11 protein-coding genes are annotated in these 13173 nt (G+C 74.7%); 6 read left to right on the top strand and 5 right to left on the bottom strand.

The window, feature by feature from the left end:
- Positions 1-58 precede the first annotated feature (58 nt).
- Positions 59-2194 carry a serine/threonine-protein kinase gene (locus AC07BF_RS29625; RefSeq protein ID WP_400812176.1) on the bottom strand — a complete coding sequence of 712 codons (2136 nt, stop codon included), beginning with the start codon at positions 2192-2194 and terminating at the stop codon, positions 59-61.
- Positions 2195-2530: 336 nt separating this feature from the next.
- On the opposite strand from AC07BF_RS29625, the gene AC07BF_RS29620 reads away from it, so the two are divergent.
- From AC07BF_RS29620 to AC07BF_RS29610, 3 genes are all read left to right on the top strand, one after another.
- Positions 2531-3301, top strand: a complete 771-nt coding sequence (locus AC07BF_RS29620) for an ABC transporter ATP-binding protein (protein ID WP_478334164.1) — start codon at positions 2531-2533, stop codon at positions 3299-3301.
- Positions 3298-4686: an FtsX-like permease family protein gene (locus tag AC07BF_RS29615; RefSeq protein ID WP_478334145.1), complete on the top strand. Its 1389-nt coding sequence runs from the start codon at positions 3298-3300 to the stop codon at positions 4684-4686. Before AC07BF_RS29620 ends, AC07BF_RS29615 begins: the two co-directional genes overlap by 4 nt.
- 139 nt (positions 4687-4825) lie before the next feature.
- On the top strand, positions 4826-6142 hold the full coding sequence (locus AC07BF_RS29610) for a sensor histidine kinase (RefSeq protein ID WP_363633683.1): 1317 nt from the start codon (positions 4826-4828) through the stop codon (positions 6140-6142).
- 44 nt (positions 6143-6186) lie between these two features.
- Here AC07BF_RS29610 and AC07BF_RS29605 read toward each other — a convergent pair whose 3' ends face one another.
- The 3 genes from AC07BF_RS29605 to AC07BF_RS29595 all read right to left on the bottom strand — a co-directional run bounded on the left by AC07BF_RS29605 (position 6187) and on the right by AC07BF_RS29595 (position 8888).
- Positions 6187-6852: a response regulator transcription factor gene (locus tag AC07BF_RS29605; protein ID WP_363633685.1), complete on the bottom strand. Its 666-nt coding sequence runs from the start codon at positions 6850-6852 to the stop codon at positions 6187-6189.
- A gap of 215 nt (positions 6853-7067) precedes the next feature.
- Positions 7068-7598, bottom strand: a complete 531-nt coding sequence (locus AC07BF_RS29600) for a DUF5959 family protein (protein WP_363582737.1) — start codon at positions 7596-7598, stop codon at positions 7068-7070.
- A gap of 285 nt (positions 7599-7883) precedes the next feature.
- Positions 7884-8888 (bottom strand): ScbA/BarX family gamma-butyrolactone biosynthesis protein, encoded by a 1005-nt coding sequence (locus tag AC07BF_RS29595; protein ID WP_363582739.1) that lies wholly within the window; start codon positions 8886-8888, stop codon positions 7884-7886.
- 461 nt (positions 8889-9349) lie between these two features.
- On the opposite strand from AC07BF_RS29595, the gene AC07BF_RS29590 reads away from it, so the two are divergent.
- Both AC07BF_RS29590 and AC07BF_RS29585 read left to right on the top strand, forming a co-directional pair.
- Positions 9350-10003, top strand: coding sequence for a ScbR family autoregulator-binding transcription factor (locus tag AC07BF_RS29590; RefSeq protein WP_363582741.1), 654 nt, complete (start codon positions 9350-9352; stop codon positions 10001-10003).
- A 236-nt stretch (positions 10004-10239) separates the two neighbouring features.
- Positions 10240-11103, top strand: coding sequence for an AfsR/SARP family transcriptional regulator (locus AC07BF_RS29585; protein ID WP_363582743.1), 864 nt, complete (start codon positions 10240-10242; stop codon positions 11101-11103).
- Between the two features lie 33 nt (positions 11104-11136).
- On the opposite strand, the gene AC07BF_RS29580 is transcribed toward AC07BF_RS29585, so the two are convergent.
- The gene (locus AC07BF_RS29580) at positions 11137-11934 is read right to left on the bottom strand and encodes a TioE family transcriptional regulator (RefSeq protein ID WP_363582782.1); all 798 of its coding nucleotides are present in this window, start codon (positions 11932-11934) and stop codon (positions 11137-11139) included.
- 90 nt (positions 11935-12024) lie between these two features.
- Here AC07BF_RS29580 and AC07BF_RS29575 point away from each other — a divergent pair, with 90 nt between their 5' ends.
- Positions 12025-13170, top strand: a complete 1146-nt coding sequence (locus tag AC07BF_RS29575; protein ID WP_363582745.1) for an erythromycin esterase family protein — start codon at positions 12025-12027, stop codon at positions 13168-13170.
- Positions 13171-13173 lie beyond the last annotated feature (3 nt).

The raw sequence follows: 13173 nt of genomic DNA, 5'->3' as shown, positions 1-13173 counted from the left end.
CGGCGGCACCGACTCTCCGGGCGGGAGGGGGCGGCGGTCCGGGCGCCCACCGTGCCGGTCAGCCGGCCGTCAGACCGTTCAGCGCGTCGGTGACCTGACGGGCGAGGGCGGGCGGCAGTGCGGCGTAGCCCAGCTGCGTCGCGGCCGGCTGGCCGGCGGCGCTCACCGCGTGGGAGAGCAGACCGGCCAGTGCCTGGGTCGGGCGGTTGCCGCGGTTGTCCGGTGCGTTGGTGTCGCAGAACACCGCGTAGCCGACCTGGACGAGCGGGTACGCGCCGGAGCCGGGGTTCGCGTAGTCGACGTCGACCGTCAGGCCGGCGCCCGTGCCGGTGACCTTGGCGCCGACCAGGGCGGCGGTGGCGGCCTCGGTGGTGGCGGCCACCGGGCCGGAGCCGGCGGACAGTTTCGCGGTCCGCAGCCCGTCGGCGTCCTTGAGCGGGAGGAAGGCGATCGCGCCGGACTTGCCGGTCACCGTCTGGCGGACGGCGCCGAGATCGCCGACCGCCAGACCGCCCGTCGCCTGGGCGGGCCAGGAGCGGGCGGCCGTCGGGTACGGCCAGGCGGCGGACGCGGCCTTGGCGAGGTAGCGGGTGAAGCCGAGCGTGATCGGCGATTCGGCCGACGGGTGGACCGCGGTGATGGCCGAGTCGGGCAGCACCCGGCCGGGGTTGAGCGTCGCGATCGCGGGATCCCGCCAGCTGGTGATCTGGCCGTTGAAGATCCGGGCCACCGTCGGGGCGTCCAGTACCAGCGAGTCGAGCCCGGGGACGTTGTAGACGACCGCGATCGGCAGGGCGGCGAGCGGGAGTTGGGCGGGCCGGGCGGCCGTGCACCGCTTGCCGAGGCCGTCACCCTCGTCGCCCAGGGGCGCGTCGTCGAGGGTGACGGCGTCGACCTGGCCGGCGACGAACTGCTGGTCGGCGGTGCCGCCCAGGTCGGCGGTGGCCACGTTCGCGGTGGGGCACGCCTGGTGGTAGTCGGCCGTCCAACGGCTCATGACGGTCTTCAACGGCCCGTCTCCGCCCACGACGGCGCGGGCCGAGGGGCAGTCGGGCGGGCCGGACCGGCCTGACTGACCGGGAGTGGACGGAGCCGAGGCGGCCGGGGGCAGGGCACCGGCACCGCCGCTGTCCTTCTCCTGCTGCCGCAGCAGGACGGCCGCGCCGCCGGCCGCGGCCAGCGCGACGGCGACCGCGACGACGAGCGCGGCCGTCCGGCGGCGTGGCCTGGGGACGACGGGGTCGGTCGGCGCCGGTATGACGGCGGGCCCGGCGGGCGGGGGGAGGGCGGGTGCGAGGGGTGCCGAGCGGACGTCCGGCTCGGTCGGTACGGGCGGCACGGCGGGCCGCTCCCACACGGTCGCGGGCCGGGTGTCGGGCGCGGCCGGGGGAGGCTCCACGCCCGCGACGGACCACGTCAGCAACGTCTCCAGGGTGGGCCGTCGGGTCGGCTCCTTGGCGAGGCAGGCCGCGACCATGGGGAGCAGCTCCGCCGCCAGCCCGGCGAGGTCCGGCTCCTCGTAGACGACCCGGAAGCCCACCGCGTGCGAGGAGTCCGCGCCGAACGGACCGCGCCCGGTGCCCGCGAAGGCCAGCACCGAACCGAGCGCGAACACGTCGGTGGCCGGGCTGGTGTCGCCGCGCCGGAACTGCTCCGGTGCCATGAACGGCGGTGTGCCGACGGCGACGCCGGTGCTGGTGAGCTGGGTGCCGTCCAGGGCGCGGGCGATGCCGAAGTCGATCACGCGGGGGCCGTCCTCCGCGAGCAGGACGTTGCCGGGCTTGAGGTCCCGGTGCACCAGCCCGGCGCGATGGATGTCCCGCAGCGCCTCCGCGAGGCCCGCCGCCAGCCGCCGTACCTCCGGCGGGCTCAACGGGCCCTGCCGGGCGACCCGTTCGGCCAGCGAAGGGCCCGGGACGTACAGGGTGGCCAGCCAGGGCGACGGGGCGTCGGGGTCCGCGTCGACGACGGGTGCGGTGAACGCCCCGCTCACCCGGCGGGCGGCCTCGACCTCGTGTCGGAACCGGGCCCGGAACTCTTCGTCCCCGGCGAGCTCGGGGCGGATCACCTTGAGTGCCACCTGCCGCCCGGACAGCGACCGCGCGCGGTACACGACGCCCATCCCGCCCGCGCCGATCCGGCCCTCCAGCCGGTACCCGCCGATCTCGCGCGGATCGTTCTCCAGCAAGGTCACGTGACCCCCGTCCTCAGACACCCGTCCCCCGTCCCCCGGTCAAACGGGAGCCAGCCTAGTACCGCACCGTCGGGCGCCGTGACGGTGGCTCGGGTCGGTCGGTCGACCTCGACCTCGACGGCGCCGGGATGGGACCGGACCGCGACGGCGCCGGGATGGGACCGGACCGCGACGGTGCCGGGGTGGGACGGGACCGCGATGGCCTCGACCCGACGTACGCGTCCTGGGTCCGGAGGTAGGGCCACCTGCGGGGTTCGGTTTTCCGAACCCCGAATTGGGGGGCCAGCCCAATCGATCGTGCGGCCGTTCATGCCCAGGATGGAGGGCATGAACGGGATGACGACAGCCGCCGCGGCGGCGAGCGGTGAGGTGGCGGGCGCGGCCCTGACCGGGGACGGGCTGCACCGGGAGTACGGGCGGGGCACGGCCGCCGTCCGGGCGTTGCGGGGGGTGTCCGTGGCCTTCGCGCCGGGGACGTTCACGGCGGTGATGGGGCCCTCGGGTTCCGGCAAGACGACGCTGCTGCACTGCCTCGCCTGGATGGACCGCCCCACCCGGGGCACCGTCCGCTGGGGCGGGACGGAGGTGTCCCGGCTGCCCGAGCGGCGGCTCGCGCAGCTGCGCCGTACCAGGGTGGGGTTCGTGTTCCAGGCGTTCAACCTGATGCCCGCGATGACCGTCGCGCAGAACGTCGAACTTCCCGGGCGGCTCGCGGGGGCGCGGCCGGACGGGGCGCAGGTGTGGGAGGCGCTCGCCAGGGTCGGCCTGTCCGGGCGGGAGCGGCACCGGCCCGGGCAGCTGTCCGGCGGCCAGCAGCAGCGGGTGGCGATCGCCCGGGCGCTGGTCGCGCGGCCGGCCGTGCTGTCCGCGGACGAGCCGACCGGCGCGCTCGACCGGGAGACCGGGCACGACGTCCTCGACCTGCTGCGTTCCGGTGTGGACGTGGACGGGCGGACGTGTGTGATGGTCACCCACGACCCGGTGGCCGCCGGCTACGCGGACCGGGTGCTGCTGCTGGCCGACGGGCTGCTGGTGGACGAGCTCGACCGGCCGACCGCCGCACAGGTCGGCGAGCGGTTGAGCCGGCTGGGCGGGGGAGCGCGATGAGCCCCGTCCTCTCCCTGGCGGCCGGTCAGATCCGGCGCCGACCGGCCGCCTTCGCCGGGCTGGCGGTGGCGCTGTTCCTGGCGGTGGCGACGGTGACGCTGTTCGGCTCGCTGGTCGCCGCCCAGGCCACGGCCCCCGCCGCGGTGGCCCGCCGGGCGGTGGCCGGGCCGGGCCTGCTGCTGATCGCGGGGGCGTTCGGTGAGATCGCCGTCCTGGTCGCGCTGTTCGTCGTGGTCAACGCGCTCGGCTTCACCCTCCGCCAGCAGCACCGCGACCTCGCCCTGCTGCGGACGGTCGCCGCGACACCCCGTCAGGTGCGTCGGCTGGTGCGGGCCCAGGTCGCGGCGACCGTCCTGCTGATGGCCGTGCCCGGCGGCGCGGCGGGCACCCTCGCCGCCCGGGGCTTCCTCGCCGCGCTCCGACGGCGCGGGCTGGCCGCGCCCGGCCTGCGGATCCCCGGGACGCCGGTGCCGATGCTGGTCGCACTGGCGGTGGCGCTGCTGGTCGGCCTGGCCGCCACCGCCCTCGCCGCCCGACGGATCACCCGGCTCACCCCGGCCGCCGCGCTGACCGCCGACACCTCGGGCCAGCGGCGCACGGGCGTGCTGCGGGTGCTGGCCGGGCTGGCCGTCCTGGCGGGCGGGGTGCTGCTGCTGCGGCTCGCCGCCACCAGAGGGGCCGGTGAACTGGACAAGGCGGGGCAGGCGGCGATGCTCGGCTCGCTGGTGCTGCTGGTCGCCCTCGCCCTGCTCGGGCCGCTCGCCGCACGGGCCGTGGCCGCCGTGCTCGGCGCGCCGGTACGGGTGCTGGCCCCCGGGGCGGGCTGGCTCGCCGACGCCAACCTGCGCGGCTACGCGGCCCGGCTCTCCTCGGCCGTGGTGCCGGTCGCGCTCCTGGTCGGGCTGTCGGGCACCATGTTGATCATGACGAGCACCGCCGAGCACGTGGTCCGTACGACCGGCGCCGCGACCAGCGTCACCAAGGTGACGGACGTCTGGCTCCGCGAGGCGGAACTGGGGATGCTGGTCTGCTTCGCGGCCGTCTCCACCGTCAACACGCTGGTCGCCCTGACGGCCGACCGGTGGCGCGAGTTCGCGCTACTGCGCCTGGTCGGCGCGACCAGGCGGCAACTGCTGCGGATGCTGTCCGTCGAGGCGGCCCTCACCACGGCGGTCGGCGTGCTGCTGGGTGCGGCGGTGGCGGCCGTCGCCACGGGGGCGTTCGCCCGGGCGGTGACGGGGTCGGTGCTGCCGGTGGTGCCGGGCGTTGCGTGCGGCTGGGTGGTGGCGGGCGCGGCGGGGCTGACGGTACCGGGAATCCTGGGCGCCGGCCTGCGGGCGATCCGGGGGCGCGCGGTCGAGGCGGTCGGCGGTGAGCGGGGGTGAGCGGGGGTGAGCGGGGGTGGCCGGGCCCTTCGCCAGGTGCGGTGGGGCCGGGTCGAAGCCGCCTGGGTGTGTCGTCGAAGCGGTGAGTGGTGAGTGGTGAGTGCGGTGAGCGTGGTGAGTGGGAGTGGTGAGGTGGACGGTGGCTGAGCGTCGGCGGTATCTGTCGGTGCGCGGCGGCGAGTTGGCCTTCGCGCTGCTCGGGCTGCCGATCGGGGTGCTCGGCGGGGTCTACGCCGTGGCCGTGCTCTACGCCGGGGCGTTGCTCTCGCTCACCGTGCTCGGGCTGCCGTTCGTGGTGGCCGCCCTGGCCGGGGCGCGCGGGCTGGGCGGGCTGCACCGGCGACTGGTCGGGCGGCTGCTCGGCGAGCGGGTGTCGGCCCCGGGCGCGCTGCCCCGGCCGTCCGGGGCGATCGCCCGGGGCCGGGCGGTGCTGACCGACCCGGTGGCCTGGCGGGCGCTGCTCTACCTGCTGCTGAGGCTGCCACTGGGGGTGCTCGGCTTCCTGGTCGCGGTCGGACTGCCGCTCAGCTGCGTCTGGTTGGTGGGCTTCCCGCTGTGGGTGCGGCTGCTGGAGCCGGGGCCCAGACCGGTCGGCTGGCTGGACGTGGCCGGGGCCCCGGCCGGGCTCGCCGTACTGGCGGCGGTGCCGGCGGTGCTGCGGGCGGTGAGCGCGGCCAATCGGAGCCTCGCCCGGCTGCTGCTCGGCCCGGTGCGGTCGCAGGAGCGGGTGCGCGAGCTGGAGACCGCCCGGGCCACCTTGCTCGCCGAGAACACCGACCGGTTGCGCCGCCTCGAACGCGATCTGCACGACGGGACGCAGGCGCAACTGGTCGCGCTCGCCATCACCCTCTCGTTGGCCGACGACGCCCTCGGTGCGGTCACCGGTGAGGCCGTTGGTGAGGCCGTTGGCGACGCCCAGCCCGGGCTGACCAGGCTGCCCGGCCCGCCCGGCGCTCCGGACACCGAGCGCCTGCGCACCCTGGTCGACCGGGCCCGTCGGCAGACCGACGACACCATCGCGGAACTGCGCCGGCTCACCCGGGGCATCCACCCGGTGGCGCTGGACGGCGGCCTCGCCCAGGCGCTGCCCGGGCTCACCGCCACCGCGCCGGTGCCGGTCACGGTACGGCTGGACCTGAGGGAGCGGCCGGACGCGGCGATCGAGCAGGCCGTCTACTTCTGCGCGGCCGAGTTGCTGACCAACGTCGCCAAGCACAGCGGCGCGGCGGCGGCGGAGCTCGCGGCGAGCGCAGCCGACGGGCGGGTGCGGCTGACGGTGCGCGACGACGGCCGCGGGGGCGCCGCCCCGGGCGGGGGCTCCGGCTCGGGCTCCGGTTCGGGTTCGGGCCTGGCGGGCCTGGCCGAACGGCTCGTGGCGGTGGACGGGGTGCTGCGGGTGGACAGCCCGCCGGGCGGGCCGACGACGGTCACCGCCGAACTGCCGAGCCGCCTGTGACGGGTGGCCGCGGCGCGGCCGTCCACGGAACCGCTGCTCCCGGCTCAGCCGCCGGTTTCGGCGAGGTAGGTGAGGACGGCTTTGACGCGCCGGTTGTCGGTTTCGGTCGCCGACAGGTCGAACTTGGCGAAGACGGCGGCGACGTGCTTCTCCACCGCCCGCTCCGAGACCACGAGCAGCCCGGCGATCGAACGGTTGGAGTGGCCCTGCGCCATCAGCTCCAGTACCTCCCGTTCGCGCGGGGTGAGCGCGTCGACACGGTTTCGCCGCCCGCCGTGCATCAGGCCGTTGACGATCTCCGGGTCGAGCGCCGTGCCGCCGGCCGCCACCCGGTGCAGCGCGTCCACGAACTCCGAGGTGCGGGCGACGCGTTCCTTGAGCAGATAGCCGACGCCGGCGGCGCCACCTGCGAGCAGCCGGGCCGCCCAGGCGGTCTCGGCGTGCTGGGAGAAGACCAGGATGCCGACCCCGGGCGAGGTGGAGCGGAGCTCGACGGCGGCGCGGATGCCCTCGTCGGTGTGGCTGGGCGGCATCCGGATGTCGACCACGGCCACATCGGGCCGGTGCTCGTCGACGGCGGCGATCAGTTCGGGGGCCGTCCCGGCGGTGGCGACCACGGTGCACCCGCGCGCGGTGAGGAGTTCGACCATGCCGTCCCGGAGGATCACCGAGTCCTCGGCGAGGACGACGCGGAGCTGCTTCTCGATCATGTCGCCATTATCGGCGGTGGCCGGTCCGCCGCCGGTCGGCGCCCGGCCGCCCGGGGCCGGCTGTCGGCCGGCTCCGCCGTCCAACTCGCCGCCCGTGCCGTGCGGCTCCGCCGTCCAACTCGCCGCCCGTGCCGTGCGGCTCCTCCTCCTCGCCCTGCCCGACGGCTCGCTGCGCGGGGCGTCGGCCCCTTCGTCAGAATGGTATTGACGGTGCGTCAGTGTTCGTCCCCCTGCTGTGCGCGCCAGGCGTGGACGCCGGGGGCGACCTCGACCACCTCGAACGGGTAGGCGTCCCGGACGAGTTTGAGCAGGGCGCGCTGCTCGTCCAGCCAGCCGGGGGCGGGGGACAGGACGACCCGGAGGGTGACGCCGGAGTCCTCGGCGTCGGAGACGGTCACCCAGAGGCCGCCGGGTCGCCCCGGCTCGATCCGCAGCTCCGGGCCGTGCTCCTCGTCCAGCCAGCGCACCGCCTCGCGTCGCGCCAGACGTTCCAGGGCGGCTTCCCACTGCTGGAGTTGACGTCCAGTCACCAGTGTGACGAACTGCCCGCGGGCCGAGTCGGCGGTGACGGTGATCTCGCAGTCCAGCCAGTCGTGGCCGAGCAGGGAGCCCGGTGCGTGCCGCCCCAGCACCCGCACCCGTACGCTCCGCCCGCCGGTGCGCCCCTCGTGCCCGGTGGCGTCGTCGGTGCCGGGGCGGTCCGTCAGTCTGATCAACTCGTTCTGGTGCGAAGCGACTTCACGCACTGTGTACTCCCGGTCACTGCGAATCCAAGGGCTGACATCCTCGCGCAGGTGTTCGTCCGGTGCCAGTCCGTGGGAGGGGTTCGTCTCCGGCGCGCCGACGGCCCGCCCGACCGTGGAGGTCGGACGGGCCGGGTGGGGCGGTGGCCGGCTGGCGGTCAGAGCTGTTCAGGGCTGGTCCGCCCTGGTCGGGACCGGCCGGGACTGGTCGGGACTGGTCGGGGCCGGCGCGGGTCGACGGGAGTCCGTCGGCGCCCGTCAGTGCCCGTCAGTGTCCGGCGGCGCCGGTCACCGCTGGTCGGCGTGGCCGGTCAGGACGGTGGTGAAGATCGGCTCGCCGTTCTGGTGGCCGGTGACGGTGGTGGTGAGGGCGTCCGGGTCGTCACCGGGGGTGTGCCGGGCGGTGATCGTGGTGGCGGCGTCGTGCTCGGCGTACCGGTGGTAGGTGGTCGCGGCGGAGGCGGGGATGACGGTGGCCGGTGAGACGAGCGCGTTGGTGGCCTGGCGGGCGGCCTCCAGTAGGACCATGCCGGGAATGTGGTCGTTGGCGTGGTCGAAGAGGATCGGGTGCCAGAGGTCGGGGGTGAGGTGCCAGGTCCCGGGTGCGTCGGCCGGGGTCAGGACGACGTCGCAGGGGCGGATCCGGCCCACTCGGCCCGGGGCCAGCGGCTCGCCGGAGACGGCGGGCGCCGGGTCGGCCTCGCGGCGTGCCCCGCGCAGCCGCCGGTAGGTGGAGTCCGGCACGGTGGTGAACCGGGCGTGTCCGGTGGCGGCGAGGTGGGCGCCGCGTCGGATGACGGTGCTGAGGGTGAAGTCGATGGTGGTGCCGGCCCGGCGCGGCTGTGGGACGAGTCTGGCCTCGATGGTGAGGTCGGTGGGCGCCGCGCCGATGAGCAGTTGGCGGGGGCGGGTGGTGTAGTCGAGGTTCCACATCATGAACTTGTGGTCGAGCGGGACGCCGAACCGGGTGTGCGCGAGGTAGAGCCCGGCTTGGCGGATCGTTTCAGCGGCCTGGATCGGGTCGTGCCGGGTTCCGTCGGGGGTGGTGAAGAAGGTGTGGGCGCGCGGCCACTGCGCGGTGACGGCGAAGGTCGTCTCGTTCAGCTGCTCGCTGCCGGTGAGGAAGACCTCGGCGTGACAGGCCCGGTGGACGTACTCCTTGGCAACGGTGCTGGTCAGGCGCGGTGCCGGTCCGGTCGGCACGGCCGGTCCGGCGGTGCGGCCGGGGGTGGTGCCGTGGTCCGCGCCGGCGACGCGGGAGATGGCGGGGGCGCGGTAGGCAAGCAGGGTCATGGGAGCGCTCCGGAAGGCCGTGGCGGGCGGGGTGGGCTGCTCAGGGCTCGTAAGATACGTACCTTCCGGTTTGGTTTTCAAGGAGCCCGAACGAAGGTTCGTTGGCGGCCGAGCGTGGTCGGGTGGTCGCTCCAGGTGCCGCGCGATGGCCGTCCGGGTGGCCTGAACCTGGGGCGGATGCCGCCTGGCCTGCAAAGGAATCCCCAAAAGTGGGGTGACAGGTGCATTATCACGGCGGGCCGTTTTCGGTGGGATGCGGCCGGAAGTGGGGAGCCGGATTCCGGCTCTGTCGGCCGGGGGAGGGGTGGCGGTCGCTTTCCCGCCCTGTAGCGTCCACGCGGTTTTCCTTCACTCGAAGGCGGGTGCATGCGACCTGGGGGCGAGGGATCGCCGGTTGACCGGCGGGTAAGATACAGGGTGTTTGGTTTTGTTTGCCGAGCGTTTCGGGCGGGGTGGTTGCGGTGGTGCGGCAGGAGCGGGCGATCCGGACGCGTCGGCTGATCCTGGAGGCGGCGGCCTCGGTCTTCGACGAGCACGGGTACGAGGGGGCGACGATCGGTGAGGTGGTCGCCCGTGCGGGTGTGACCCGGGGTGCGGTGTACTTCCACTTCGCGTCGAAGCGGGAGCTCGCGCAGGGCGTCGTGGAGGAGCAGTTCGGTCGGGACGAGATCCCCGAACGGCATTGCAAGCTCCAGGAGTTCGTCGACCTGGGGATGGTCGTCGCCCATCTCATGCCGGGTGACCCGCTGTTGAGCGCGGGCGCGCGGCTCTCGCTCGGCCAGGACGTGTTCGGCGACCTCAGTGGCGGTGCCACGCCCGGGTGGATCGCCCGGCTGGAGGCGGTGCTGACGGCAGCCGGTGAGCGGGGTGAGCTGCTGCCGCACGTGCTGCCGGCCGAGACGGCGTGGCTGATGACGGGCGCCTGGACGGGCGTGCAGATCCAGTCCCAGAAGATGTCCGGCCGGGCGGATCTGGAGCGCCGGGTGGCCGTGTTGTACCGGCACGTGATGCCGAGCATCGCGGTCCCCGGGGTGCTGGCCGCGCTGGATCTGGGCGCGGACCGTGGTGGGCGGGTGGTGGCCGAGCTGGCGGCGGCCCGTGCTGGTGGCGCCTGACGGCTTGCGCCCGGGGCTGACGCGGCGGCACTTGCGGCGGCGGGTCGGTCCGGTCGGTCGCCGCGGTCCGGAGCTCGATGGTCCGTTCAAAAACAAACAGCTCGTTCGGTTTTGTATTGACAAACCGTCCGTCCTGTTTTTGGATGAGCACCTGGTGCTCGGCTGTGCGGTAGCCGCAGTACCGGCCGGCCGGTGGCCGTCGGGGTCGCCGATCCGTCTGGATTGGGGTGGACGTCATGGAGATCCGGGTGTTGGGGGCCTTGGGGGTCCAGGTGTGCGGGGTGTCGGTGGTGCCCTCGGCGCCGAAACCACGGCAAGTGCTCGCCCTGCTGGCCCTGCGCGCCGACCAGGTCATCTCGGCGGGCGTCCTCGCGGAGGAACTGTGGTCCGGCCATCCGCCACGCAGCGCGCGCACCACCGTCCAGACCTACGTCCTCCAACTGCGCGACCTCATCGACCGGGCGCTCGCCCACCGCGATGACGCCGGAGGAGCGTGCGGAGCCAAGGACGTCCTGGTGACCTCGCCCGGCGGCTACCGGCTCGACAGCGGCGGCGGACTGGTCGACCTCCAGGAGTTCGACCGCCTCGCGGGCCTCGGCTACCGGGCCATGGACGGCGGCGACTTCCCGCTCGCCGCCCGCCAGTTGGGCGAGGCGCTCGGCCTGTGGCGCGGTCCGGCGTTCGCCGACGTCCCGCTCGGCGGTCAACTCGCCGTCGAGGCCAAGCGGTTGGAGGAGACCCGGCTCTGCGCGCTGGATCAGCGGATCGAGGCCGACCTGCGGCTGGGCCGCCACCGCGTCCTGCTCGCCGAACTCACCGTCCTGGTCGACCGCTACCGCACCCACGAGAGCCTGCACGGCCAGTACATGATCGCCCTGCACCGCTCCGGCCGACGGGGCGAGGCCCTGGAGGCCTACCAGCGCCTGCGCAACACCCTGGTACGGGAGTTGGGCATGGAACCCTCGGCCGGACTGCGACGGCTCCAGCGCTCCATCCTGCTCGCCAACCCCGATCGCCCCGAGCCCGACCGTGCCGCCGGCCCCGCCACCCCCGCCGACCAGACCCCTCCTCGCACCACCCGGCTCACCCGCGTCGGCTGAGCCCGCCACGGAGGCGGCCCGCCGAATCGCTGACTAAGACCCCAGGTCCGGCCACGGGTGGCCGGTCAGGCCCAGGTAGTGGCCGAGCCGGGCGGCCGCGTCGAGCATGGCCAGGCCCTGGGCGGTGAGCCTGCGTTGCCAGCTGTCGAGGGCGTCGGCCAGGGAGGCCGTGCCGCCGGCCGTCCGCACCTGTCGGACCACGGTGGCGATGTGGTCCAGCGGGTAGCCGCCGCGCCGGAGCAGGTGGGCGAGTTCGGCGTCGCGGATGTCGTCGGCGCGGAAGGCGCGGTGCCCGGTGGCCTGGTCCCGGGCGGGGGTGAGGATGCCCGCGCCCTCCCAGTTGCGCACGGTCGCCGGGGTGACGCCGAGCCGGTGGGCGAGTTCGCCGATGCTCAGGACGGCGCCGTCCACCGCGGGCTCCGCCGATGGGCCAGCCTCAAGATCCGCCGCAAGATCCGTCTCAAGGTCCGCTGCAAGGTCCGCCGAGAGATCCCGCGCCGCGTCGGGTCGCGCCGTCAGGTGGTGCACGGCCTCCCGCACCGCGTCCAGGGTGTCCCGGTCGCGGAGCAGTTGGCCGTGGCCGCGGTCGATGGCCGTCAGGGCGTCGTCGAGCCCGCCCCGGTGGAGTGCGGTCATGATCCGGCCGCCGGTCGCGTGGCCGTACGCCGCGACCAGGGAGCGGTAGGCGTCGAGCGCGGCCGCGTGCACCTCGGTGTAGATGCGGTAGCCGCTGGCGGTGCGTTCGGCGGGCGGGAGGAAGCCGTCCCGCTCGTAGTTGCGCACGGCCTGGGTCGAGAGGCCGTGCCCGCGGGCGAGGTCGGAGGGGCGCATGGTGGTCACCGGTTTGAGACTTCAGCGGAGGATCGGGCGGTCGGAGCAGGAAAAGTCTCAACCGTTCTTTCAAGGATACGCTTGAGGGTCATGAGTCAGGACTTGCGAGACCTCGTCCCTCCGTCATGCGCACTGCTGGCGCTCGGTGAACCCACCCACCGGGAACCGGCCTTCGCGCGGATCCGCAACGAGCTGTTCGCCCAACTGGTCGACCGGGGATTCCGGTCGATCGCCCTCGAAACCGACCGGGTGGCCGCGCTCACCGTGAACGACTTCGTCCAGGAGGGGGTGGGCACCCTCGACTCGGTGATGGGCGAGGGCTTCTCCCACGGCTTCGGAGAGCTGGACGGCAACCGGCGGCTGGTCGCCTGGATGCGCGACTACAACCGGAGCCGGCCGCCGGCGGACCGTCTGGCCTTCCACGGCTTCGACGCGCAGACGGAGAACACCAGCGCACCCAGCCCGCGGCGCTACCTCGAACACGCCCGCGACTACCTCGGGCTCGACCTCGACCTCGCCGGCCTGGTCGGCGAGGACCAGCGCTGGAGCCGCCCCGAGGCGGTCCTGGACCCGGAGATGTCGCCCGGCGCCTCCGCCGAGGCGGAGAAGCTGCGGACGGTCGCCGACGACCTGCTCACCCTGCTGTACGCGCGGGCCCCGGAACTGGTCGCGGCGACCTCGCGCGCCGAGTGGCTCAGGGCCAGGACGCACCTCACCGCCGGCCTCGGTCTGCTCCGCTACCACCGGCAGTCGGCCGAGCGCCTGGAGCCGGGCGCCCGGCTGTCCGGCCTCCTCGGCACCCGGGACGTGCTCATGGCCCAGAACCTCCTCGACATCCGCGGCGGCGAGGCCCGCCGAGGGGGGACCCTCGTCTTCGCCCACAACCTCCACCTGCAGCGGCAGCCGAGCGCCATGCGGCTGGCGGACCTGGACCTGACCTGGAGCGGCGTCGGCGCGATCCTGAACTCCCTGGACGAGCCGTACACCTTCGTCCCCGGCAGCCTGGGCCGCAGCGAGGCCGTCGGGCTCCAGGAGCCCGAGCCGGACACCCACGAGGGCGCGCTCCAGCGCGGGGCCGCCACCTGGGGACTGGTCGAGCCCGGTGCGGCCGCCGGTGGCCGGACGCGCACCGACACCACGCCGGAGCAGGGCTACTTCCCGCTCGACCGGGCGGTCCTCGACGGGGCCGACGCGATCCTGCACATCGGCGACGGGACCGCCGCCGCCGCGCTCTGACGG

The sequence above is a fragment of the Kitasatospora sp. NPDC043950 genome, assembly GCF_056435345.1.
The sequence above is the reverse complement of the archived record's forward strand: the minus strand, read 5'-3'. Positions and strand labels throughout refer to the sequence as shown.